Source organism: Acinetobacter sp. WA-87 (assembly GCF_039938935.1).
In the GTDB taxonomy this organism is placed as follows: domain Bacteria; phylum Pseudomonadota; class Gammaproteobacteria; order Pseudomonadales; family Moraxellaceae; genus Acinetobacter; species Acinetobacter seifertii.
Genome location: NZ_JBDUVF010000001.1, coordinates 1,100,830 through 1,124,515, shown reverse-complemented (window position 1 = coordinate 1,124,515; position 23,686 = coordinate 1,100,830). Strand labels below are relative to the sequence as shown.

The 23,686-nt window shown below is 41.3% G+C and carries 19 protein-coding genes; 6 read left to right on the top strand and 13 right to left on the bottom strand.

Going from position 1 to position 23,686, the window contains the following annotated elements; translation table 11 throughout:
- Nucleotides 1-69 precede the first annotated feature (69 nt).
- Nucleotides 70-762: a GntR family transcriptional regulator gene (locus ABFY81_RS05375; protein ID WP_137344932.1), complete on the top strand. Its 693-nt coding sequence runs from the start codon at nucleotides 70-72 to the stop codon at nucleotides 760-762.
- A 43-nt stretch (nucleotides 763-805) separates the two neighbouring features.
- On the opposite strand, the gene ABFY81_RS05370 is transcribed toward ABFY81_RS05375, so the two are convergent.
- The 5 genes from ABFY81_RS05370 to ABFY81_RS05350 all read right to left on the bottom strand — a co-directional run bounded on the left by ABFY81_RS05370 (nucleotide 806) and on the right by ABFY81_RS05350 (nucleotide 6,936).
- On the bottom strand, nucleotides 806-1,750 hold the full coding sequence (locus ABFY81_RS05370; RefSeq protein WP_347913259.1) for a PDR/VanB family oxidoreductase: 945 nt from the start codon (nucleotides 1,748-1,750) through the stop codon (nucleotides 806-808).
- Nucleotides 1,751-1,762: 12 nt separating this feature from the next.
- The gene (locus tag ABFY81_RS05365) at nucleotides 1,763-2,839 is read right to left on the bottom strand and encodes an aromatic ring-hydroxylating dioxygenase subunit alpha (protein WP_347913258.1); all 1,077 of its coding nucleotides are present in this window, start codon (nucleotides 2,837-2,839) and stop codon (nucleotides 1,763-1,765) included.
- A gap of 232 nt (nucleotides 2,840-3,071) precedes the next feature.
- Entirely contained in the window at nucleotides 3,072-4,259 is a 1,188-nt protein-coding gene (locus tag ABFY81_RS05360; protein ID WP_347913257.1) for an OprD family outer membrane porin, read from the bottom strand.
- A gap of 12 nt (nucleotides 4,260-4,271) precedes the next feature.
- On the bottom strand, nucleotides 4,272-5,225 hold the full coding sequence (locus tag ABFY81_RS05355; RefSeq protein ID WP_079393606.1) for a formylglycine-generating enzyme family protein: 954 nt from the start codon (nucleotides 5,223-5,225) through the stop codon (nucleotides 4,272-4,274).
- Between the two features lie 25 nt (nucleotides 5,226-5,250).
- Nucleotides 5,251-6,936, bottom strand: a complete 1,686-nt coding sequence (locus ABFY81_RS05350) for an arylsulfatase (RefSeq protein WP_347913256.1) — start codon at nucleotides 6,934-6,936, stop codon at nucleotides 5,251-5,253.
- Between the two features lie 372 nt (nucleotides 6,937-7,308).
- Between ABFY81_RS05350 and ABFY81_RS05345 the strand changes: the two genes are divergently transcribed.
- The 3 genes from ABFY81_RS05345 to ABFY81_RS05335 all read left to right on the top strand — a co-directional run bounded on the left by ABFY81_RS05345 (nucleotide 7,309) and on the right by ABFY81_RS05335 (nucleotide 12,418).
- Nucleotides 7,309-8,655 (top strand): MFS transporter, encoded by a 1,347-nt coding sequence (locus ABFY81_RS05345; protein WP_240285960.1) that lies wholly within the window; start codon nucleotides 7,309-7,311, stop codon nucleotides 8,653-8,655.
- A 31-nt stretch (nucleotides 8,656-8,686) separates the two neighbouring features.
- The gene (locus ABFY81_RS05340; RefSeq protein WP_347913255.1) at nucleotides 8,687-9,967 is read left to right on the top strand and encodes an OprD family outer membrane porin; all 1,281 of its coding nucleotides are present in this window, start codon (nucleotides 8,687-8,689) and stop codon (nucleotides 9,965-9,967) included.
- 252 nt (nucleotides 9,968-10,219) lie between these two features.
- A complete protein-coding gene (locus ABFY81_RS05335; protein WP_347913254.1) occupies nucleotides 10,220-12,418 on the top strand; it encodes an OsmC domain/YcaO domain-containing protein in 2,199 nt (732 codons plus the stop codon).
- A gap of 64 nt (nucleotides 12,419-12,482) precedes the next feature.
- On the opposite strand, the gene ABFY81_RS05330 is transcribed toward ABFY81_RS05335, so the two are convergent.
- The 4 genes from ABFY81_RS05330 to ABFY81_RS05315 all read right to left on the bottom strand — a co-directional run bounded on the left by ABFY81_RS05330 (nucleotide 12,483) and on the right by ABFY81_RS05315 (nucleotide 17,533).
- Nucleotides 12,483-14,153: a GMC family oxidoreductase gene (locus ABFY81_RS05330; RefSeq protein ID WP_347913253.1), complete on the bottom strand. Its 1,671-nt coding sequence runs from the start codon at nucleotides 14,151-14,153 to the stop codon at nucleotides 12,483-12,485.
- A 27-nt stretch (nucleotides 14,154-14,180) separates the two neighbouring features.
- A complete protein-coding gene (locus ABFY81_RS05325) occupies nucleotides 14,181-15,074 on the bottom strand; it encodes an alpha/beta hydrolase (protein WP_347913252.1) in 894 nt (297 codons plus the stop codon).
- A gap of 72 nt (nucleotides 15,075-15,146) precedes the next feature.
- Nucleotides 15,147-16,001, bottom strand: coding sequence for an SDR family oxidoreductase (locus ABFY81_RS05320; RefSeq protein WP_017386380.1), 855 nt, complete (start codon nucleotides 15,999-16,001; stop codon nucleotides 15,147-15,149).
- A 44-nt stretch (nucleotides 16,002-16,045) separates the two neighbouring features.
- A complete protein-coding gene (locus tag ABFY81_RS05315) occupies nucleotides 16,046-17,533 on the bottom strand; it encodes an NAD(P)/FAD-dependent oxidoreductase (protein ID WP_347913251.1) in 1,488 nt (495 codons plus the stop codon).
- 133 nt (nucleotides 17,534-17,666) lie between these two features.
- On the opposite strand from ABFY81_RS05315, the gene ABFY81_RS05310 reads away from it, so the two are divergent.
- Complete coding sequence (locus tag ABFY81_RS05310) at nucleotides 17,667-18,680, top strand: AraC family transcriptional regulator (protein ID WP_347913250.1); 1,014 nt, start codon at nucleotides 17,667-17,669, stop codon at nucleotides 18,678-18,680.
- Between the two features lie 45 nt (nucleotides 18,681-18,725).
- On the opposite strand, the gene ttdB is transcribed toward ABFY81_RS05310, so the two are convergent.
- From ttdB to ABFY81_RS05295, 3 genes are read right to left on the bottom strand one after another with little or no spacing between them, the layout of a single operon-like run.
- Nucleotides 18,726-19,334, bottom strand: coding sequence for a L(+)-tartrate dehydratase subunit beta (gene ttdB / locus ABFY81_RS05305; protein ID WP_347913249.1), 609 nt, complete (start codon nucleotides 19,332-19,334; stop codon nucleotides 18,726-18,728).
- Nucleotides 19,331-20,230 carry a L(+)-tartrate dehydratase subunit alpha gene (ttdA, locus tag ABFY81_RS05300; protein WP_002163154.1) on the bottom strand — a complete coding sequence of 300 codons (900 nt, stop codon included), beginning with the start codon at nucleotides 20,228-20,230 and terminating at the stop codon, nucleotides 19,331-19,333. The genes ttdB and ttdA overlap by 4 nt, the downstream gene beginning before the upstream one ends.
- Nucleotides 20,231-20,279: 49 nt before the next feature.
- Nucleotides 20,280-21,578: an MFS transporter gene (locus ABFY81_RS05295; protein WP_347913248.1), complete on the bottom strand. Its 1,299-nt coding sequence runs from the start codon at nucleotides 21,576-21,578 to the stop codon at nucleotides 20,280-20,282.
- 238 nt (nucleotides 21,579-21,816) lie between these two features.
- Between ABFY81_RS05295 and ABFY81_RS05290 the strand changes: the two genes are divergently transcribed.
- Nucleotides 21,817-22,737 (top strand): LysR family transcriptional regulator, encoded by a 921-nt coding sequence (locus tag ABFY81_RS05290; protein WP_013198512.1) that lies wholly within the window; start codon nucleotides 21,817-21,819, stop codon nucleotides 22,735-22,737.
- A 58-nt stretch (nucleotides 22,738-22,795) separates the two neighbouring features.
- On the opposite strand, the gene ABFY81_RS05285 is transcribed toward ABFY81_RS05290, so the two are convergent.
- Nucleotides 22,796-23,674, bottom strand: coding sequence for a class I SAM-dependent methyltransferase (locus ABFY81_RS05285; RefSeq protein WP_347913247.1), 879 nt, complete (start codon nucleotides 23,672-23,674; stop codon nucleotides 22,796-22,798).
- Nucleotides 23,675-23,686 lie beyond the last annotated feature (12 nt).

Sequence of the window (23,686 nt, the reverse complement as noted above, 5' to 3'; positions counted from 1 at the left end):
GATTCAAACAGAAAATTTATTTCATTTTACAAATGAACTTGCTAGCATCGAAGTGACGTTTTTGGTGATGTGTGGCAGCGAATGTCTTCAGGACAACAAGTTTTACTTAAACTAAGAAAAATGATTATTTCAGGGGAACTTGAAGGCGGTGCCAGAATTGCCGAAATTCCGACTGCCGAGTTACTTGGTGTTTCAAGGCAGCCTGTTCGTATTGCCTTTCGCTTACTCGAGCAAGAAGGCCTCCTGATTAAAAACCCAACTCGTGGTTACACGGTTCGTGAAATTTCAGAACAACTCGTTCATGATGCCCTCGAAGTGCGCGGTGTGCTGGAAGGGTTAGCTGCGAAAACTTTGGCAGAACAAGGCTTAAGCGAAGAGCAGAAAAAGATGCTGCAACATTGCATTCAAGAAACTGAAAAACTATTTAATGATAAAGATGAGTTTGGTGACGCTGAATTAGAACGTTATCACCATTTTAATGTCATTTTTCATGACACGATTATTGAGGGCGCGCAAAACGTAGCACTCATACAAGCCTTAGCGAAAAACAATCAATTGCCGATGGCGTCTGCTCAAGCCATTACCTATGACCAGAACCAAGCTTTGTCTGAATATCGCCGTTTGCACTATGCGCATTTACAGCATTGTTCGATTTTCGATGCCTTGGTACATCGTCAGGCAGGGCGTGCTGAAACCTTAATGCGTGAACACAGTAGTGTGGTGATTTTGGGTGAAACGCTAAGAAATATTCTCAGTGCTTAAGGTGAAAGAAGTTCCTTTATTTTTGAATAAAGGAACTCAAGAATTAAAGCTCAATCACAAGATTTTTAGTTTTTGCACGAGAACAGCAGGGCGTAAATTGGTCGTTCAAAGCATGTTCCTCATCGGTCATAAACAAATCGCGATGATCAGGCGTGCCTTCTACTACGCGGGTAATACAGGTCCCGCAAATACCTTGTTCACATGAAACAGGAATATCAAAACCATTTGCAATTAACGCTTCTGTTGCAGTTTGCTCTGGTAAGACTTCAATTCTGCGGCCTGTACCTTTTACTTCAATGGTAAAAGCTTCATCATTAGACGTATCTACTTTTTGAGCGATAAAATGCTCTTGATGTAACTGTTCGCTGTGCCAGTCAGCTTGTTCGGCTGAGCTCATGACAAACTGCATAAACCCTGTCGGCCCACATACATATAAGTGTTTATGTGGTGAAGCTTGGCCCAAAACCTCTGCCATATTACATTCAGTGTCCGGTTGGTCTTGAATGTGAAAATGGATTTGGTCACCAAAGTGCTCGGTTAAGTTGCCATAGAAGGCAATCATTTCATGACTACGAACGAAGTAATGTAATTCAAAAGGAATATTGGCCGACTTAAGCCGATATGCCATCGACAAAATAGGGGTAATACCAATACCACCAGCAAATAAAACTGCCTGTTTTGTTTGAGGATGAATCTCAAATAAATTGCGTGGTTCACCAATCTTTAAATGGTCGCCTTCACAATATTCGGTGTGGATGCAACGTGAGCCACCGCGTGAATTGGCATCATGTAAAACACCAATGACATAACGATGCTTTTCAGTGCAGCAGTTTGAAAGTGAATATTGGCGGGTGAGACCATTTTTAAGATGCACATCAATATGTGCACCTGCTTCAAAATTCGGTAGCGCTGTACCATTTGCTGCAACCAATTCAAAAGCACGAATGGTCGGGGTGAGCTGATGAATTTTTTGAATAATAACGTCCATGTTCATACTCCTTTAAATAATCCGAATATTTGGAAACTTCTGTGCGGATGTTTCAGGAGGTGTTTTATTTTCTTCAGCAAGCAGTCGCTCAATGACCTTGCGAGACTGTACACCGCCTGCGTCGATGTTGAGCATGAGTAACTTGCGATGTGGGTTGTTTAAAATATTTTGTTGTTGTTGCTCCAGCATTTCTAAATCTTCAGTAAAGATTTTACCTTGGCCTTCACGAATTTGATCGGTGAGTTCAGCATTATCTGGTTGGAAGTTACGTGCCATTCCCCAGAAATACCAATGTGAAGTTTCAGTCTCTGGCGTAATAAAATCAACTACGATTGAGGAAACTTTTTTGTCTTTCGGTGCGTGATAACCACCATGTCCAGCATGTGCGACACCCACTTCAATGTGAACATTACTTGGTGCAAAGAAGTGGCAACGTTGCCAACGGTCAACTGGTACATTATCCGCCAAGTGATTACCGCGAAGGGCCATTTGCCAAAATGGAGGTGCAATCACATTTTCCATGTAGCGTTCGGTAATGACATGATCACCATCAACTTTAGTGACTGGTAATGATTCATCAATTTCTTTTTGTCCGATGCTGCTTGAGTGAACATAGGTCTCGTGGGTTAAATCCATCAGGTTGTCGACCATCAAGCGATAGTCACACTGAATATGAAATAGGCCTCCGCCATAGCTCCATTCAGGATGATCTGCCCATTCTAAAGTTGGCAGTTTTGCTTCATCTGCTAAAGCTTTCTCGCCTGGCCATACCCAAATAAAGCCGAACTTTTCAATAACTGCATATGCTTTGTTGCAAGGGAAACCATTTACACGTTGAGCTGGCATTGAAACGGTCTTTCCGTCACAACCCATAACTAGTCCATGATATCCACACACAAGGTTGCCATCTTCGACATAGCCAAGTGAAAGTGGGGCACCGCGATGGGGACAAAAATCTTCAACGGCTGCAACTTGATTTTCTTTGCCACGGTAAAAAACAATTTTTTCACCACAGATGGTGCGACCTAATGGTTTGTCTTGGATTTCTTCTGGGCGGCAGGCAACATACCAAGCATTTTTAATAAACATTGTGACGACTCCTTATCACTTATTGGATCCAATTTATAATAAATAAAAATATTGGTCAATTGATAAGCAGTATATTTTTTAAAAATATTGATCTTTAGGTTTGGTTTTTTGTAGATTTTTAATTGCTATTAAAGACTTTTGTATTTACTTTGAATTTTAGAGGCTAAATTTTTATTCATCTTAATTTGGATCCATAATAACTGTGGTTAAGCCATTATGGGAGTGTGGAAATTTAGAAATTAACCGTGTAATGAAGCATCATGCGCTGTTCATCCAGACTTTTGCCGTGTTTGGTGTCGTAGTTAATATTTAAGAAAAGTAACTTAAGATTTTTAATCCAAGCATTTAGATCGTACTGAATCAACACATCATTTTCTTGCTCAAAATCATTTTGGTTCATGGTCTGAAATGAATCGCCATAAATATATTTATAGGTGATTTTTAGACCCTTGATATAGTCTTTAAAGTCATACGAGGCAACGAAATGATACGACTTTTCATCTGCTTTGGTAAACGCACCTAAGGTCCAGTTCACCATATGGGGGATGGGCATATTGTCGAGTTTTGGAATACCATCTTTGCCAAAGTTTTCTTGGTAGCCAATTCCAGTTGTAAAGTTGCCATGTTTGATGAAATGCATAGCGCCTACAGATGTATTGTCATATTCTCCAAGTTTTGATTTACCAACATCATCGTGGCGAAACACACGTAATTTTGTAGTGTGCTGCTTTAACCATTGATAATCAAAGGCAAAGTAACTTTGATTGATGAGATCTGTTAAGTAACCATTATAAAATTTCCAATGATATTGAGGCGTTTTCCCATCCCACTGGAAAAAGTAAAGCCCATCAGATTCATGTTTTGATATGGCGAGTTTGTGGTAGTCCTCCTCATTTTTTGGCGAATAACGGTTAATTAAACCCAGCTCGAAATTTTGTTGCGGTGTCTTATATTTTAATTCCAAGCCTTTATAGTTCACCCGTAATTGATGTGTATCCACTTGTGGAGTAAGTGGTGAGTCGGGAATAATTTCCCCTATATTCATGCGGAAGTTTTGATATTCAACTCCAACACCTAAGCCATATTTAACTTGATCTTGTGCTTGTTTCTTAGTGTTGGGGTCAAAGGGTATGACCATATCATTGGTGTGTTGGTCGTGACTTAGGCGATATGCATATTGGATGCTTGGATTGAGGTGTAGCTGAACATCATTAAGCTTGGTTGACCAGTCACCACGATAGATCACGCCTTGACTCAAGCTATGAGTATCGGGACTAGTACCATTTTCATATTGTCTGTCGAAGTTGAATGTTTTTAGTGTGAGTGTATTTTGAAAATTAACATCTACTTCACTATGAGCTAAACAGCAGGCAAGGGGTATCCCTGAGAAGAAAATCCCATAAATAAAAATATGCTTCATTTTTAAATCCGTTTAAAAGCGTTTTACTGTTCTAAATCCGACATGGCTAGTTGCAAGGTCGAGTTCCTGTGGATGCCTCGCGGCAGCACGATAACGCGCGCAATAGTTGGTAGCGCATAAATAAGATCCACCTTTAATCGTATATTGCAAAATCTGTTCGTGACTTTGCCGATATTTCGATGGATCTCCCATATGATGATCTCTTGGACCTGTATAGGGTGTTTGCGTCCACTCCCATACATTGCCAATCAAGTCGTATAATCCAAACGGGTTTTTGCTAAAACAACCAACAGGGGCCACATCCTTAAAACCATCTTCCTGAATGTTTTTATAAGGAAATTCGCCTTGCCAGAAATTGGCTACAATATGGCCTTCGTGGGTAGGGCCAATATCGGAATTTTGCTGAAAACCTTTGGCTGCATATTCCCACTCAAGCTCAGTTGGTAAGTCATGACCCAGCCAGTTTGCATAAGCGTAGGCATCATTCCATGTCACCATGCGAACAGGTTCATGAGGTGCGGGGTGTTTAGGGTTGTTTAGGCCCCATGGATGTTTCCAATTGGCACCTTTTTCAAACTTCCACCACTGTAATTCTTCAACTGGATGATCTGGCTGTACAAACATAGCTGCGCCGCCTTGCTTCTCTGCATCGGTGACATAACCCGTTTGTTTAACAAACTCTTGAAATTGAGCGTTGGTGACTTCAGTTGCATCAATTAAAAAAGCGGGAACTGAAGTTGCCTGTAAGTTTAATGGGCGTTCATCTTCATAACCTTGTGTGGTGCCTAAAACAATCTTTCCTTGAGGAAGTTTAACCATGCCTGCTTCTTTATTGTTAGGCCATCCCGAAGGAAGGCCTGAATAGGAAGAGCATTTAGCTTTAGTGCCTAGGTCGGGCAAAGGATTTTGTTCTAGTCGAGGTGTAGTTTTTTGGCATGCACAAAGTAAGAGGAAAGATGAAAGCATTATGATTTGTTTCATCTGGTTTTCTCTACTTTTTGTTGTATTGCTCAAAATCCACAACGCCGTTTTCATCGGCATATCTTAAATATTTGTCATTTAAGACTTTGACGATCTCAGGATGGGCTGCATAAACATTATGTTGCTCATTAAAATCTGTTTTTAAATTGTAGAGTTCCCAGCCATGACTCTTAAATTTAGAAGGTGAGTTTTCAACAAGTTTCCATTCATCAGTTTTGGCGTAGCGGCTGCCATGTAATTCTTTGAAGTCATAATAATTAACAGGACGAATACGGGCTGTATTATCTTTAAAAGCAGGAATTAAACTAAAACCTAATGGTTTGATTTTGGTACTAGTTGCTGGATAAATTTGACTATTTTGAATGCCTGCTAGCTCCATCACAGTGGGGAATATATCTCTGACTGTCGCAAAGTTATTGTTAATTCCATGTTGTTTAGAAATTTGCACAGGTGATTTAACAATAAATGGAACTCGAACTCCGCCTTCTGAAGCGGCTGATTTCCAGTAAGTGAATGGTGTACTACTTACTTCAGCCCAACGTGGTCCCATGTATAGATATGAGCTGGCGTTGCCTATATTTTCATAGCGATTGTCGGCATCACCCATTGGGAAATTATGATCACCGCCTTCAGCGCCGTTATCTGACATAAATACAATTAAAGTATTGTCATATAGATGATGCTTTTTAAGATATTGAATAACATCGCCCACGCGGTCGTCTAACTGGGTAACCATGCCCGCATAAACTTCCATTTTGCGCGCTTCGTATTTGCGCTCTTGTGGTGTAAGTTCATTCCAGCTTTTGGTGCCTAAAGCTTGATTGCCACGTTCGACTGGGTATTGTGCATTTGCAGGAATTAATCCTAGTTGCTTTTGTCTCTCAAAGCGTTGCTTACGAATTGCATCGTAGCCTTGATCGTATTTACCTTTATATAAGTCTCTGTAATGAGCGGGTGCCTGTATCGGCCAGTGTGGAGCGGTATAGGCGAGGTAGGCAAAAAATGGTTTTTGCGCTTTATTTTTGTCTAAATACTCAAACGCTTTTTGTGTAAAAAAGTCGGTCGAATAGTAGTTATCAGGCAGTGTGACTTTTTGACCATTTTCTGTGTATTGGGTATTACGCGGATAGTTTTTAGGTTGGTCTTTAAAGTGTAAATCGAAGCCATCGAGCAGAGCAAAAGATTGATCAAAACCACGGGCTTTAGGGTTTTGGTCGGGAGCATAGCCTAAGTGCCATTTACCGACCATGAAGGTGTAATAATCTTTTGTCTTCAAAATCTCTGCGAGTGTGTAAGCATTTTGCGTTAAGTGCCCTGAATAGCCATCAATTTTGAGGAGTGCACGCGGGCTATCGACTCCAACCAATTTTTCTTGTCGTTTTGACGTTTCATACATGGCACCTAAACCCACCAAGTGGTTATCTGCACCTGTCATAAGCTGTGCACGAGTAGGTGAACACATTGATGAAGCATGAAAATTAAAAAGCATTTTTCCTTGTTTTAACAGGCTATCAATATGAGGGGTTTTAATTTCGCCGCCATAAGCGCCAATATCTGAAAAGCCAAGATCATCGGCCAAAATAATCATGATATTGGGTGGTTGTTGATTTTTTGGAGGTGCTGCTTGCGTTGTGTAAAACAACTGGCTGGCAAAAAAAAGTCCCAATGTAAGCTGGCTTACTCTTTTGAGTTTCATAACAACAATCCTTTGATGTTTTAAAAATGCATCTTGCATCTTTTGGAAATAAACTGAGCTTTTTTGGCTAAAAAATGCTCTGGAATCGATCATAATAGATTTTTTAATATGGATCCATAAAAATATTAAAGCATTCTAATTTTATGTTTTTAATAATTTTATACTTATATAATTTATGTATTTATATACTTTTTAATAATCCGTTTATAATTTTAGTTGATTTTTTGGATCCAAATATTCAGTATAGAAAAAGAGCAGGATGCTCAAAAAACAAATATTCCTCTAGGTCATTATGGATACGGATGTGCATAACCACCCAATCGCTCATATCAGCAATGTCGTGTGTATGTCTTATTCAAGGGAGATACACAAATGGAAAGAGACGTTCTAAGTGAGATTAATCAAAATAATATGAGCCGCTATCAATGGTTCGTCATTTTGATCTGTATTTGTCTCAATATTATTGATGGCTTTGACGTGATGGTAATGGCATTTACTGCTCCATCCGTGTCAGCAGAGTGGTCACTTTCAGGCGCACAAATTGGCTTGTTGTTAAGTGCTGGCCTTTTTGGAATGGCTGCCGGTTCAATTTTTCTCGCGCCTTTAGCCGATAAAATCGGTCGCCGTTTACTCATCTTAGTTTGTCTTGTCATTGCAGGTCTGAGCATGCTGGGCTGTGCTTTTGTACAAAGCCACGGCATGTTAGCTGCACTTCGGTTTATTACTGGAATTGGGGTGGGTGGCATCCTTGCGAGTAGTAATGTCTTGGCAAGTGAATATGCCAATGCACGTTGGCGCAGTCTTGCTGTGAGCTTAATGTCTACCGGTTACGGAATTGGTGCGACACTTGGCGGGGTACTATCACTGGCATTGATTGAGCATTTAGGTTGGCGCTCAATCTTTTTAGCAGGTGGGGTTACAACCATTGCAATGCTGCTAATCAGCGCATGGTTATTACCAGAATCTTTAGATTACTTACTCGCGAAACGACCAAAACAGGCATTAGAACGAATTAATGCAACTGTAAATCGTATGGGGCTAAACGAATTACCAGTTATGCCGCGTTATGAAAAACTCAGCACGCAAAATGGCAGTGAGCTGGGCAAACTATTTGCTGGACAACTTGGATTTCAAACACTTTGTTTGTGGTTTGCATTCTTTTTAGTGATGTTTGGCTTTTACTTTGTGATGAGCTGGACACCGAAAATTCTTATTTCAATGGGGATGTCGCCACATCAAGGCGTAAGTACCGGCATTTTAATTAGTATTGGCGGGATTTTCGGGGCAGCCATTATTGGTTTATTGGCATCACGCATGAAAATTTTCTATGCCTTAAGTCTATTTTTAGGGCTAACCTCGGTATGTGTTTTCCTATTTGTCGCAGTCTCCGCTCAAGTCAGTGTTGCACTCATGGTTGGGTTATTACTTGGCACACTTATTAATGGCTGTGTGGCAGGTTTATATTCTATTTCTCCAACAATTTACGATGCTGAAATCCGTAGTCGTGGCGTGGGCTATGCAATTGGTTTTGGACGAATTGGGGCAATTTTATCGCCAACGGTCGCAGGCATTTTTCTGGATAAAGGTATAGCACCCGCAACGCTGTATGCCTATTACGGTGTGGTGTTTATTTTGGCTATTTTCCTGATTTTAAGTTTAGGTAATGCTTTTTACCGCAGTCAAAAAGAGCAAAACTACTCTCTTAAAACAGCACCTTAATCCATTAAAAATTAAATAGTTGAGATAAAAAATGAAAAAGACACCATTATGGGTGGGGGTATGCTTGTGCCCATTATTTAGTCAAGTTGTGCATGCCGAGTTTATCGCAGATAGTAAAGCTGAGCTGACACTACGTAATTTTTACTTTGACCGAGACTATAAAAAAGACCCATATCCTTATACCGCCGCCAGAGATTGGGCGCAGGGTCTAATTTTTAAAGGACAGTCTGGTTATACCGAAGGGACAGTTGGATTCGGTGTCGATGTACTGGCAATGGCAGGTTTTAACCTGATGGGAAGTCGTGCTGATGACTATGCGCGTAGTGGCTTACTTCCAGTTGATACCGATAACTCACGTGATGATTATTATGGAAAAATCGGCATTACAGGGAAGGCTAAATTTAGAAAAAATGAGCTTTTTGTGGGGGATCTGGTTCCACAATTACCGACCATATTTTCATCGCCAGCGCGTTTGTTCCCTCAGACTTATCGCGGTATCCGCTTTGTTTCAAATGAAATTCCAAATCTTCAACTTGAAGGCTTTTATGTCGATGAAGTGCGCCAGCGCGATTTAATTCGTTATACCGATGTTGGAACAGACAATATCAACCATCGTTTCGACAAAGCAGCAACTACAGATTCTTTTTATACCTTAGGTGGAAGCTATCAGTTAAAGGATTACCGTTTACGTGCTTATCAGGCTGAACTCAAAGACATTTACCAGCAACAGTTTTTAGGCTTTAACGGAAAACAACCTTTAAACGATCAGCTTAATTTTTTAAGCGATGTACGTTTTTTTAATAGTGAAGAAACGGGAAGCAAAAAAATAGGAGAAGTCGATAACCGACATATTAGCGGCCTATTTGGTTTGAACTATCAAAATCATACCGTTTCTTTGGGCTACATGCAGTCATTTGGCTCGACTGGTTTACCGTTTTTGTCGGGAACTGAAAGTCCAGTCGTGCTTGATTTTATGAGTTCGGACTATTCAAATAAAGATGAAAAAGTCTATTCGATTCGTTATGAATATGACTTTAAAAATGCGCGGGTAGGTGATGTTTCATTAAACGGACTGCGTTTTATGACTCGCTACGCAAAAGGTGAAGACATTGACTTATTGCAATATGGCGACCAACGTTTTAAAGAGGAGTCGATAGAATTTGATTTGGGCTATAAAATTCCTGAAGGTAAGTTAAAAGGTTTGGGAATGCGAGCCCGTTTTTCTCACTATCGCAACGATATGCCTACCAATATGACCTTTCATTCGACAAATGAAACGCGGTTGAATGTTGATTACACCTTTAAATTTTAATGTTCAATATTTAACTAAATTAAAGACGAGTTAAAACATTGTGAGCAGCAATGTTTTAACTTTAGTTATCAACTGCACAAAATCCCTCTATAATACCGCCAATCTTATTAAAGCCACTTGAGTCGTTCATTAAACACATGGCTTTAATCTCTCATTTTTTTAAGTCAATTTCTTCGCTGTGATTCGGCTTATTTTTCAATATTTAGAATTTTATGTGTCTGTGCTGACACATAAAAATATTTAGGTGCCAGCATGGAAATCAAGGTTAATTATCTCGACAATCTTCGACAGGAAGCTAAGTTCGATGACTTTACGGTAATTGCCGATCAACCAATTCGCTATAAGGGTGACGGTTCGGCACCGGGCCCATTTGACTATTTTTTAGCATCGTCAGCATTGTGTGCAGCGTACTTTGTAAAAGTGTATTGTGCCGCTCGAGATATCCCAACTGATAATATTCGTTTATCGCAAAATAATATTGTTGATCCTGAAAACCGTTACAAGCAAACCTTTAAAATTCAAATTGAATTACCAGCCGATATTTCAGAGAAAGATCGCCAAGGGATTTTACGTTCGATTGACCGTTGTACTGTTAAAAAAGTGATTCAAACGGGTCCCGAATTTATTATTGAAGAAGTTGAAAGTATCGATGCAGATGCGCAAGCATTGTTATTGCCAAGCTTAACTTCAGAAAGCCATACCTATATTCAAGGTAAAGACCTACCATTAGAAGAAACTATTGCCAATATGTCTGCTATTTTGGCAAATTTGGGCATGAAGATCGAAATCGCGTCTTGGCGTAATATCGTGCCAAATGTATGGTCGTTACATATTCGTGATGCACAGTCTCCGATGTGTTTTACCAATGGTAAAGGTGCAACTAAAGAAAGTGCTTTGGCATCTGCATTAGGCGAGTTTATTGAGCGTTTAAACTGTAACTTCTTCTATAACGACCAGTTCTGGGGTGAAGATATTGCCAATGCTGAATTTGTGCATTACCCAGATGAAAAATGGTTTAAACCGGGTCCAAATGGTGAATTACCTAAAGAAATCTTAGATGAATACTGTCTTGAGATTTACAACCCAGATGATGAGTTACTTGGTACACATTTATATGACACTAACTCAGGCAACGTAGAGCGCGGCATTTGCTCGTTACCTTTTGTACGCCAGTCTGACGATGAAGTTGTATATTTCCCATCAAATTTAATTGAAAACTTATACTTAAGTAATGGTATGAGTGCTGGGAACACTTTGGCAGAAGCCCAAGTTCAATGCTTGTCAGAAATTTTTGAACGTGCTGTAAAACGTGAAATTTTAGAAGGTGAAATTGCACTTCCAGATGTTCCTGAAGACGTATTAGCAAAATACCCAAGTATTGTTGCTGGTATTAAAGGCTTAGAAGAGCAAGGTTTCCCTGTATTAGTTAAAGATGCATCGTTAGGCGGTCAGTTCCCTGTAATGTGTGTGACTTTAATGAACCCGCGCACGGGTGGTGTGTTTGCATCTTTCGGTGCGCATCCAAGTTTTGAAGTTGCGTTAGAACGTAGTCTGACTGAATTACTTCAAGGCCGTAGTTTTGAAGGCTTAAATGATTTACCACAACCGACTTTCCAAAGTAATGCGGTTACTGAGCCAAACAACTTTGTTGAGCACTTTATTGACTCGAGCGGTTTGGTTTCTTGGCGCTTCTTTAGCTCTAAATCTGACTATGACTTTGTTGAATGGGATTTTTCTGGCGAAGGCGAAGAGTCGAATGCAGAAGAAGCTGCAACATTGTTCGGTATTCTCGAAGAGATGGGCAAAGAAGTATATATGGCAGTCTATGAGCATTTAGGTGCGACTGCTTGCCGTATTTTAGTACCAGATTATTCTGAAATTTATCTTGTTGAAGATTTGATTTGGGACAACACCAATAAGGCACTTTCATTCCGTGAAGATATTCTAAATCTGCACCGTTTAGATGATGAACAGCTTGAGGCATTGGTTGAGCGCTTAGAGGAATGCGAGCTAGACGATTACACTGAAATTACCACGCTGATTGGTATCGAATTTGATGACAATACAGTTTGGGGACAGCTCACAATCTTAGAATTGAAACTGTTGATTTATGTTGCTTTACAACAGTTTGAAGAAGCAAAAGAGCTTGTGGAAACTTACTTGCAATATAACACCAACACCGTTGAGCGTGGCTTGTTCTATCAGTGCATGAACGTGGTGCTTGAAGTGATGTTAGATGAAGAACTAGAGCTTGAAGACTATTTGACTAACTTCCGCCGTATGTTTGGTGATACACGAATGGATGCGGTATTAGGTTCTGTCGATGGTAGCGTTCGTTTCTATGGTTTAACACCAACAAGCATGAAACTAGAAGGGCTTGATCGCCATTTACGTCTGATCGAGAGCTATAAAAAGTTGCATGCAGCTCGCGCGAAAGCCGTAGCGATGTAATTTAAAAAGCGAAATAAAAAAAGCCTATTTTTAAATAGGCTTTTTTTATAAAACAAATCGCAGTTTAAGCAGAAGCTTTGGTGATCTCTATGGTTTCTGCCTCTAGTCTATGATCTTGCTGCTCATCCAAAGTATGTTTAGCCGGAATATAAGACATTGCGCGTTCTGCAAGAGCTGTAATGGTAAGACTTGGGTTAACGCCTAAATTTGCACCTAACATTGAACCATCTACAACGTATAAATTTTTATAGTTAAAGACACGGTTTTGTCCATCTACCACACCGCGCTCTGGGCTTGAAGCAATTGCACAACCCCCCATACAGTGGGCTGTAAAAGGTACGTTAAACAAAATTTCGGTAATAGTCGTCATGGGGTGGCCATTAAACATTTTGGCAACTTTTTCAGTAAATGCATTAGCCTGCGGAATATAAACAGGTAGCTTTTTACCTTCGCTCGATAACACTTTACCAAAAGGCCAGAACCAATTACGTTTCAAGCGCATGTTAATAGAGGCGTCTGCTGTTTGCATTACCAAGAAAATTAAGGTTTGGCGTGCAAAACTGACAGGATTACTCATGCGAAGAAAAATAAAAGGATGGCAAATAAGTGCCCATAACCAAAAGAAAATACGCGTCCAACCCGGTTTACCTTTAGCCATGTACGTACACATAAGGCCCATAGCATCGGAACCAGTTTGATAGCGAGTCGCTTCAATGTGAGTGTCATGGTCAAGGTAAATACTTGAACCAATGGCAACACCTTTACTCATGTCGACATCTTTACCAAAAAAGCGAACGCCTAAAATTGACTCAGCATTAGTACGAACCCGATTGCCCAAATCATCAGAAACATTTGGCAGAGAACCAGACTGTTTTAAACGGAACAACATCTCTTGGGTACCCAAAGACGATGCCGAGAAAATTACATTGCGCACTCGCCATGTACGGCGTTGTTTGTTGAACCATGAGCTTGAACATTCAGTAGTAACTTCATAGCCATCACTGCCATCGGCTTTACCATTGAGTGGTTTCACATCAACCACTTTGGTTTCTTCGTAAACCTTGGCACCATTTTTTTCGGCAAAGTACAAATAGTTTTTATCTAAGGTATTTTTTGCGTTGTGTTTACAACCCGTCATACAGCCGCCACATGCGGTACAGGTTCCGCGGTCTGGACCTTCGCCGTTAAAATACGGGTCTGGGTAGGTCTTGCCACCTTGTTCACCTTCGGGTGGAAAAAACGTTGCAACACGAGTCGGTTTAAATGTATGACCCACACCAACTGCATCGCCCATTTTTTTTAGCATATGATCGGCTGGACCGAAAATTTTATTATCAGTCACCCCAAGCATACGTTCTGCTTCAGCATAGTGCTGTGGCATTTCATTTTTCCAGTCCGCCGCATCTGCCCAAGTGCCTTCATCCCAAATATGTTCAGGTGGAACAAGTAGGGTATTGGCATAGGTAATTGAACCGCCACCTACAGCATTACCGCAAATAATGGTGACATGGCGAAAAAAACGCATGTTGAAATAACCAAAAAGTTTCATGCCCGGGCGCCAAATCCAGCGACGGGTATTCCAGTTATTTTTAGCAAAATCTTTAGCTTCCCAGCGTCGCCCCATTTCCATTACAGCAACCGAGTAGCCTTTTTCGGTTAGACGGCAAGCGGAAACACTACCACCAAAGCCTGAACCAATAATGAGGTAATCATAGTCATAATTGTTTGTTGTCATGCCGAGGACTCCTCTCTGGCGATATTTTTATATTGACTGTGTATGTTTATCAATGAATTGCCCAATGCGCTCAATCGAGTCATTAGATTCTTTTAGTATACCCGCGTGGAATTGAAAAACATGTCCGACTCGGTCATAAACCTTCAAGTTCGTCGGAATACCGTATTCTTCAGTTTGTTTAGCGAGCCGTTTTGCATCATCTAATAAAACTTCTTCGGTACCGACATGAATTAAAACAGGAGGTAATCCAGTTAAGTCGGCATAGAGTGGGGAACAGGTTGGATCGGTTGCCGATTTTTGGCCGCAATAGTTTTTTGCACACCAAGCTAACCAGTCTTCTGACAGCATTGCATCTTGAGCAGCATGAGTTTTGATCGTGTTTCCTGAAAGACTTAAGTCAACCCAAGGTGAAAGTAAAACTAATGCTGCTGGTAACGGTAATCCCGCATCCCGTATCGCAATTGCAGTACTTAAACTCAGTCCGCCACCAGCTGAGTCACCCGCAATCACGAGTTTTTTCGGGTTTTGTCCTTGAGTAAGTAAAGCTTTATAGACTGTAACTACATCTTCAATAGCAGCAGGGTTTGTGTGCTCTGGGGCTAGGCGATATTCAGGTAACCAGACTTGTGCTTGAGCTGCATGTCCGATTTGAGCAGCAAGCTTAGTGTGACTTTTTGAGCTACCCACCACATAGCCACCGCCATGTAAATATAAGATACCACGTCCTGATTGAGTCGTTTTGGGCTGAATATGAACTGTCGGTACTTGAGCAATTGTTTGCTTTTTTGTTTTATAGCCACGTGGTCCAAGCACAATTGCACTGGCTGCATCGCTACAAAAACGTTGTAGCTTTAGTGGTGTTTTAGGGGATAAAGCTGGACGTAGCGTGGTACGGATGGTCCATGCAAGAAGCTGCTTCATAATAAAGACTCATACTAAGCATTTAATGTCAGTCAGCATCTCCTAAAATTAAGAGCATGCTGACCACTGTTTTTATTTTGCTGATTTGTTGAGTAGACGAGTTTGCAAGGCAGTCGCGGTTGCAAAAATCTTTTGATAACCCTGAGGAAGAATACGTTGAATCACATCAACGGCTTTAGCATCGGCTCCAATGAGTAAGCGGCGACGGTCTTTACGAACAGCTTCTAAAATTTGTTGAGCGGCATCGTCAGCAGGGGTGCGAAGTAATTTATCGAAAGCATCCTGACTTTTTAAAGGATCCATTCCTAAAGACTGGACGCTATTATTCATGCGGGCAGCTTTGGCAATATTGGTACGGATACCACCCGGATGCACACAGGTCGCACTCACTCCAGCATTTTGTAGATCGAGTTCTTGGCGCAATGATTCAGTAAAACCACGAACGGCAAATTTACTGGCGTTATAAGCACTTTGGGTTGGTTGAGCTGTTAAGCCAAACATACTGGAAATATTAATAATATGCCCGTCACCACTTTGCTTTAAGTAAGGCAAAAATTCTTTGGTGCCATAAACCACACCCCAAAAATTAATACCAATCAGCCATTCAAGGTCTTCATAGCTTACACCTTCAGCCGTACTACCTATTGCGACACCAGCATTATTAAAAATCAGATTAACTTGGCCATGTTCATCTACAACTGCTTTTGCCCAAGTTGCAACCTCATCACGTTTAGCCACATCGACTTTTTGTGTAGTTACTTTGACTGAATAAGGCGTTAACAGCTCGACTGTTTTGGCTAACCCAGCTTCACTAATATCAGAAAGTGCCAGATGACAGCCTTGTTTTGCGAGTGCAATGGCAAGTGCTTGTCCAATACCAGAGCCAGCACCTGTCACAGCTGCGACTTTATTTTTAAAAGACTTCATAAAATTCTCCGTTTATTTTTCTCATTTCCTATGGTGAAGCTTGTTTAAGAAATAGCCGACACCTGAGTGTAGTTTTCAACATCGAAGCGACGAGTCCGCTGTCGATATTCAAGAGTAAAACCCGGCCAGTTATTGGTATTTTTACCATCAGCAGTTTGATACCAACTGGTACAACCTTGCGCCCAGACAGTTTTTTTCATTTTTTCTTGAATGCTTTGATTAAACTCATGTTGAACTTCTGCACGAACATTGGTGAACAGAAGTTTGTTTTGCAGGGTTGTTTGAATGGCATCTAAAATATAATTCACTTGGCTTTCAATCATATACACAATTGAGTTGTGCCCAAGATTGGTGTTTGGACCATAAAGCATAAAGAAGTTTGGAAAGCCGCTTACAGTTAAACCGAGATAAGCTTCTGCACCATCTTTCCATGTGTCTTTTAAGGTGCGGCCATCAAGACCTGCAATCTGCATTGGCGCCATAAATTCCGTTGCGGCAAAGCCCGTACCATAAATAATGGTGTCGACTTCACGCAGATTTCCTTCCGTATCTAAAATGCCGTTTTCGGTAATTTCTTGAATGCCAGTATTAATCACATCGACATGAGGCTGAGTCAGCGTTTCATACCAGTGATTAGAGATTAAGATACGTTTACAACCAATTGGATAGTCCGGCATTAAGCGGTGGCGCAACTTCCCATCTTTAACGACTTTACGGATGTGGCGCTGGAATAAATATTCCACCAAAGGCATTTCATTAAGTGAAGTTGTAAAAGCAAGTAGGCGAATTTCATGATGACCATATTGCAAAGCACGGTCTAGACTTTGCAAAATCGGCAGTTTACGGAAAGCTTTTTTCTCTAAAGGTTGGTAAACCCGATCTGGTTTTGGAATCACGTAAGGTGCCGAGCGTTGATAAACGTCTAGATGTGCTACTTGTTTTGCAATTTCAGGTACGAACTGAATTGCGCTTGCACCTGTACCAATCACAGCAACACGTTTGCCAGTTAAGTCATACTCATGATCCCAACGCGCTGAGTGAAATGCCTTACCTTTAAAGTTTTCAATCCCTTTAAGTTTTGGATAAGCAGGGCGGTTAAGTTGGCCTACCGCGCCCACTAAGAATTCAGCTTCAAACTGTTCGCCAGTCATGCTTTGAATGTGCCATACACCTTGTAGGGCATCAAATTCGGCACTGGCTATTTCAGTATTAAATTGAACATGTGGACGAATGTCATATTTTTCCGCACAGTGGCGTAAATATTGATAAATCTCTTGAGAGGTTCCGTAGCGATTTTTCCAGCCAAGTTCTTGCTCAAAAGAAAAAGAATACAGATGAGAAGGCACATCACATGCAGCGCCCGGATACGTATTGTCACGCCAGACACCGCCGACATCGGCAGCTTTTTCAAAGAGAGTAAATTGTTCAAAACCTGCTTGTTTGAGACGAATGGCAAGTCCTAGGCCACCAAAGCCAGTGCCAATAATGGCGATGCGTACATTTTTATTTGAATTAGTAGACGAATTAAACATGGCTGCTCTAAATCCTTAAAAACAGTGAGCGAAAAATCGCAATTTCCTGTATGCAGAATAGACGTTTATTAACTTGATTTAGAGGATGGATGAGGACAAAATATTGTGATTCGAGGACATTCTGAGCAATACAGTGAAGTATACATGGGCTTTTGAACGCAGTGTACATAGTGTTCGGTTAATGGCTGATTTTGCGGTGGAATCAGGCATTTCCTATCAGACGATTTTAAAAGGGACTGGGCTTAGCCAACAACAATTACTCGACCCAAATATGGTGGTGACAGGCCATCAGGAATTACAGCTCATTCAAAACTTGGTTGAGCAACTAGGAGACAGACCGACACTAGGCTTAGAAGTAGGCACACGCTATCATTTCACCACATTTGGGCCATTAGGTATGGCTCTGATGAGTAGTGCTAGCATTCGTGAAGCACTAGATTTGGCTTTAACCTATTTTACTTTAACTTTTGCTTTTACCCGCTTTGATGTGTCGGATACACCGCAAGGAATCCGTATCGAAATTGATGAGCAAGATATTCCATCTTCAGTACGTCAATTCATTATTGAACGAGATGCCGCTGCGCTCATTACGGTACAACGAGATTTGGTGCAGGATAACTTTTGCCAGTATTTGGCTTTTTCTTTTCAACCCAAAGGTGATGTTCAGCCTTATCAAGACTTATTTGGCGTAATACCAGCATTTGGCTCAGCTAAAAGCTTTGTAATTCTTGATCCACAAAAAGTAGATCAAAAGCTACTTATGGCAAATGATTTGGTGCTATATACAGCCGAAGAACAGTGCCGCCAAATATTGGAGAAACGCCAATCACAAAATAAATTTACAACCTTGGTGCAACAGCAACTTATGAATGTGCGAGGGGAAATGCCTTCTATGGAAATAGTCGCTGACCGATTGCATTTAAACGTGCGTACTCTACGCCGTCACTTGGCATTAGAGGAAATGACTTTTATTCAAATTCGTGAAGAAGTAAGGCAAGTTCTAGCAGAGCAGTATTTGGCATTACCGAAAACTTCGGTTGAACAGATTGCTGAGTGGCTAGGCTATGCAGAACCTGCCAGTTTTATTCATGCTTATAAAAGATGGCATGGGAAAACACCTCATGCGATGCGTTTAGTACAAAAATAAAAAAAGATGAAGGGGCTTTTGCTTTCCCTTCATCTAAAGAGTGATTTATTTAATAAAGCTCAGTTGCTTGCTGATTTTTTCTAAAAGCGGGGCTTTCTTGGCTTGAAATTCAACTTTGTTTTGTTGAATCAGGTTGTTGCCTTTAGTGTCGATAGAAATAATGAGCGGACCAAATTCTCTCACTCGATTTATCCAAAGAGTTTCTGGCATTCCTAAATCCTGCCATTCAGCGCCTTCAATCTCTTCAACTAAGGTTGCTGCGAGTACCGCACAGCCGCCTGGGAAAATCGCATGAACGGCAATATTTTCCTGACATCCAGCAGCTGTTTCTGGCCCCATGCCGCCTTTACCTACAATAAGCTTAACTCCAGTTTGTTTGATAAATTCTCGTTCAAATTTTTCCATTCGCATACTGGTTGTTGGGCCAATCGAAACCATTTCGAAGTCGTTTTCACCTTTTTTGCGCACAATAGGGCCAGCATGAAAAATCGCTCCGCCTTCAAGATTAACTGGTAGTTCTCGACCTTGTTCGATCAGTCTGCGATGGGCAACGTCACGACAAGTTACCAAACGGCCAGTCAAATAAACCACATCACCGACTTTAAGGTCTAAAAGATCTTCATCTTTAATAGGAGTTGTCAGAATTTTTTTCATAGTACCACTCCTTCATGAGACAAGATTTCATACGACATATCTGGGTTAATCTTAATTTTGCCACGGCGATGTGCCCAGCAACCTGTATTTACGGCAACCCCAATGGTTGATGGATGGCGTGCAGAAGATTCAATATTGACTCCCATTACACTGTTATTTCCTGTGAGTCCTTGAGGGCCAATACCAATTTCATTAAGACCTTGTTCTAACAGTTGTTCCATTAAGGCAGCGCGTGGATTATCACTTGTTGAGTCAACCGGACGCATAATCGCGAGTTTAGAAAGACGAGCTGCGGTTTCAACCGAAGTTGATACGCCCACACCAACCAGTAACGGCGGACAGGCATTTACACCGCGTTCTGTAATAACATCCATCACAAATTCAGCAACACCTTCGTAGCCTTGACCTGGCATTAAAACTTTTGCTGCACCCGGTAGGGTACAACCGCCACCAGCCATATAGACATCAATGGTACAAGTGTCGAGTTCAGGTACAATACGCCAGTCTAACCATGGAATTTGAGTGCCTGTATTGGTGCCCGTATTTTTTTCATCGAAGGTTTCAACAGCGTTGTGACGTAATGGACCTATGCGAGTTGCTTCAGCAGTTGCTTCGCTCAAAATATCTTGAAGTTCACCAAGCAAAGGGAAGTTGGCACCTGCTTCAACGAAATATTGAATCACACCCGTGTCTTGGCAGCTTGGGCGGTTGAGTTTATCCGCAGCTTGCTGATTTTCTTCCATCGAGTCATAAACTGATTTAGCAAGAGGATTGGTTTCTAAAGTACGCAGTTCAATTAACTTGCTTTTCACATCTTTAGGTAGGCGTTTTCCAATATAAGCCGTAAATTTGGCCATGGTGTCCGTAAGGGACTGGACTGCAATATCTTTGTCCATGTTGTGCTCCTTGAAGAAACTTGTTCAGATCTAATTGATGTAAATAGGGTTAGTGGGTGGCTTTGGCAGTGCTTACTTTCACTTTTTGGGAGAAGCTCAGCACTAGTGTCAGTAAGGTCGAGATAATGAGTAGGCCTGCCACAAAATAGAGTCCACCTGTGAAGTCTCCAGTTTGATCTTTAATCCAGCCGATCATGGCAGGGCCTGCAAACCCACCTAAATTTCCGATTGAGTTAATCGTGGCAATGCCTGCTGCTGCGGCTGATCCTGATAAGAACATGGTTGGCATGCTCCATAGAGGTGGTTTGGCACAGCTAATACCGACATTCACAATGGTAAGTGCTGCAATTAATCCAATGACATTGTGTGTTCCAGCTGCAATTGCGAGACCAACTGCTGCGGTTAAACATGCAAGAGCAACATGCCATGTACGTTCATTGGTGCGGTCAGAGTGTCGAGACCATAAAACCATGGCAATGACAGAAACGATTGGTGGAATGGCATTTAAAAGTCCCACAGTCATAGACGTTACGCCAAGCTGTTTAATAATTTGTGGTGCCCAGATACCGAGGGTATAAAGCCCAGCCGATGTTCCGAAATAAATCAATGCAAGGGCAAGTACTCGTGGGTTGGCAAGACCGCGAAGAATGCTGTGATGCTGAGGAGCATTTTTTCCTACATCTTCTTCTTTCATGGTTTTTACAAGCCATTCGCGTTCATCCTGTTTTAACCAAGTGGCTTGTTCAGGGCGATCAGTCATATATTTAAAAACCACAACGCCTAAGATGAGTGCAGGTATTGCTTCAATAATGAACATCCATTGCCAGCCAGCGAGTCCCCAAATTCCATGCATTTCAAGTAACGCGGCAGAGATTGGTGAACCAACTGCTGTGGCAATTGGGGCGGCTGCCATAAATAAAGCAATCACACCAGCGCGATGGCGTGCAGGAAACCAGTAAGTTAAGTACAAAATAATGCCCGGAAAGAAACCCGCCTCGGCAACACCGAGTAAAAATCGCATAACGTAAAAGCTGGTTGAGCTTTCAACAAATGCCATACCAGCTGCAATCAGACCCCAAGTCACCATGACTCGAGCAATCCAGATGCGGGCACCGACTTTATGCAAAATAATGTTGGATGGGACTTCAAACAAGAAATAACCCAAAAAGAAAATTCCGGCACCAAACCCGAGAACTGAGGCGGTAAAGCCTAGATCTTCTTTCATGGTGAGTGCTGCAAAGCCAATATTGACGCGGTCGATATAGGCTACAAGGTATAACAACATAATAAACGGTACGATTCTCCACGTGATTCGACGTAACGTTCGTTTTTCAATATCCATTTCCATGTCATGACTCCATATTCATGACTACCAATCCTGATTGGTAGTTTTCGCTTTCTTTACCGCTATTCATTCGGCTAGATGGCTTTTTCCAGCTCCTCCACAGCATTCCTTCTGCGGACGTTTTTATGCTCTTAAACAAGAGGCGACTTATGTCGGGAAACAATGAAATGGATGTTAAACCCTTTAAAAAACTGATGAATCGATATAAAGTTAAATCACTATTGCAAAAAACTTAATAATCATGAATGCAGATACGGAATTAGCTTTCTTTTGTTTATTGGTTAAACAAGGAAGTCTTGTCGCGACGGCACGAGAGTTAAACTTGACACCACCTGCGGTTTCTAGACGTTTAACTCAACTTGAAGAGCGTTTAGGTGTAAGGCTTTTAAATAGAACAACACGCAGAATTAGCTTAACCAGTGAGGGTGAGGTCTACTTTGAAAATGCGGTTCGTATTTTAAAAGAGATCGATGAAATGGAGCGTTTGGTTTCAAGTAGTCGGGCAGCTCCCAAAGGGGTATTGCGTGTGAATGCACCTTTAGGCTTTGGTCGTTCTTATATTGCGCCAGCGATTTCTACATTTGCCAAAATCTATCCTGATGTCGATGTCCAACTGCATTTAACTGACCGTCCGATTAATCTGCCTGATGAAGCCATTGATGTGTCAATCCGCTTTGGTGAAATACCCGATTCGCGTCTCATTGCCAAAAAATTGGCAGCCAACCGCCGTTTATTATGTGCATCACCTAGCTACTTAAAAATGGCAGGGCAACCGCTCACTCCCCATGATTTAACGCAGCATCAGTGTATTGTGATTCGGCAAAATGATTCTGCTTATGGTAATTGGCGGTTAAGTCATGGCAAACAGGTTGAAACTGTTAAAGTTCATGGGCAACTGAGTACGAATGATGGGGCAGTCGCATTAAACTGGGCCTTAGAAGGCTACGGTATTTTGATGCGAGCAGAGTGGGACGTAGCAAAATACTTAAGAAGTGGCAGATTGGTTCAAGTGCTAGAGGATTATGAAACACCACCAGCAGATGTCTATGCGGTGTATTTAGAGAGACTGAATTTGTCACCTAAAGTCGCGCACTTTTTAGATCATTTACGCCAATTTTTAAATCAGCATGTCGATGGACCAGAGCCGCGTTCAAGCTGGTAATGATGGTATTCACCTCGATTAAAAAAAGCCAACTTAAAGTCTAAGTTGGCTTTCAACATTATTTTCTATTTAAACGCAAATGCAATAATCGTGTTGCTGAGGTGTGGCGAATTTCATCGATTCGTGCATTAAAGTATCGTTCAGTAATGGCTTCACCTGATAAGTCTTCGACCACTTCAAATCCCATCTGCTCCACTGAATGATGTAAATCTATAGGTTTAAATTGACCTAATAAAGGCTCTTTCAGCAAATGGGTAAACTGTGCAACGCCCATACTTCCAAGTCGCTCAATGCCCATTAGCTCGTGAAAATCGGTCGAATAGTCGAGTACTACTTCACTACCGTTTGCAGCAAAGTTGGCAATACTTTTTAAAGTTTCCAAGGTGGTTTGCGGGTTTAAATAGTGCGTTGTGCCTAACCAAGAAAAAAATGCAGGAGCAGATGAATCATAGATACTTCTGGTCAGAGCTTCCGAAATAGACTCTTTTTCAAAGTTAATCGCGACAAACTCAACGGTAGTAGGAATATTTCCTAACTTTTTTAGCTTAGTCTGTTTGGCAGTTTGAGTATCAGGGTGATCGACTTCAAAAATTTTCAAAGTAGGGTAATGGTGTGATTCACGTAGTGCAAAAGAGTCTAGGCCAGCACCCACTAAAACATATTGTTGAGTATTTTGTTGAACTGCCTGATCAAGTAAATCTTCGGCATAACGAGAGCGTCCGACCACTTGCCCAGTAAGTAAACCTAAAGTGCGGTTTAAAACCGAAGAATTCATGACTTTAACAATAAGTGGGCTAGAGAGCAGTTTTTTCCAGCCTTTACTGGTTAGTTCAAAAGCATAAGGGTCTGAAAATACAGGGTTCTTTGTATTTTGAAAATGATTGGCCCGTAATGCAGCGGCAGCTTCGGCGGTACGACTTGATTGACCTTCTTTCATCTTTATCCTGTT

Excerpts from the sequence above, each read along its gene's own strand:
- ABFY81_RS05370 (WP_347913259.1), bottom strand. The coding sequence starts at position 1,750 with ATGGACGTTATTATTCAAAAAATTCATCAGCTCACCCCGACCATTCGT.
- ABFY81_RS05365 (WP_347913258.1), bottom strand. The coding sequence starts at position 2,839 with ATGTTTATTAAAAATGCTTGGTATGTTGCCTGCCGCCCAGAAGAAATC.
- ABFY81_RS05360 (WP_347913257.1), bottom strand. The coding sequence starts at position 4,259 with ATGAAGCATATTTTTATTTATGGGATTTTCTTCTCAGGGATACCCCTT.
- ABFY81_RS05355 (WP_079393606.1), bottom strand. The coding sequence starts at position 5,225 with ATGCTTTCATCTTTCCTCTTACTTTGTGCATGCCAAAAAACTACACCT.
- ABFY81_RS05350 (WP_347913256.1), bottom strand. The coding sequence starts at position 6,936 with ATGAAACTCAAAAGAGTAAGCCAGCTTACATTGGGACTTTTTTTTGCC.
- ABFY81_RS05345 (WP_240285960.1), top strand. The coding sequence starts at position 7,309 with ATGGAAAGAGACGTTCTAAGTGAGATTAATCAAAATAATATGAGCCGC.
- ABFY81_RS05340 (WP_347913255.1), top strand. The coding sequence starts at position 8,687 with ATGAAAAAGACACCATTATGGGTGGGGGTATGCTTGTGCCCATTATTT.
- ABFY81_RS05335 (WP_347913254.1), top strand. The coding sequence starts at position 10,220 with ATGGAAATCAAGGTTAATTATCTCGACAATCTTCGACAGGAAGCTAAG.
- ABFY81_RS05330 (WP_347913253.1), bottom strand. The coding sequence starts at position 14,153 with ATGACAACAAACAATTATGACTATGATTACCTCATTATTGGTTCAGGC.
- ABFY81_RS05325 (WP_347913252.1), bottom strand. The coding sequence starts at position 15,074 with ATGAAGCAGCTTCTTGCATGGACCATCCGTACCACGCTACGTCCAGCT.
- ABFY81_RS05320 (WP_017386380.1), bottom strand. The coding sequence starts at position 16,001 with ATGAAGTCTTTTAAAAATAAAGTCGCAGCTGTGACAGGTGCTGGCTCT.
- ABFY81_RS05315 (WP_347913251.1), bottom strand. The coding sequence starts at position 17,533 with ATGTTTAATTCGTCTACTAATTCAAATAAAAATGTACGCATCGCCATT.
- ttdB (WP_347913249.1), bottom strand. The coding sequence starts at position 19,334 with ATGAAAAAAATTCTGACAACTCCTATTAAAGATGAAGATCTTTTAGAC.
- ttdA (WP_002163154.1), bottom strand. The coding sequence starts at position 20,230 with ATGGACAAAGATATTGCAGTCCAGTCCCTTACGGACACCATGGCCAAA.
- ABFY81_RS05295 (WP_347913248.1), bottom strand. The coding sequence starts at position 21,578 with ATGGAAATGGATATTGAAAAACGAACGTTACGTCGAATCACGTGGAGA.
- ABFY81_RS05290 (WP_013198512.1), top strand. The coding sequence starts at position 21,817 with ATGAATGCAGATACGGAATTAGCTTTCTTTTGTTTATTGGTTAAACAA.
- ABFY81_RS05285 (WP_347913247.1), bottom strand. The coding sequence starts at position 23,674 with ATGAAAGAAGGTCAATCAAGTCGTACCGCCGAAGCTGCCGCTGCATTA.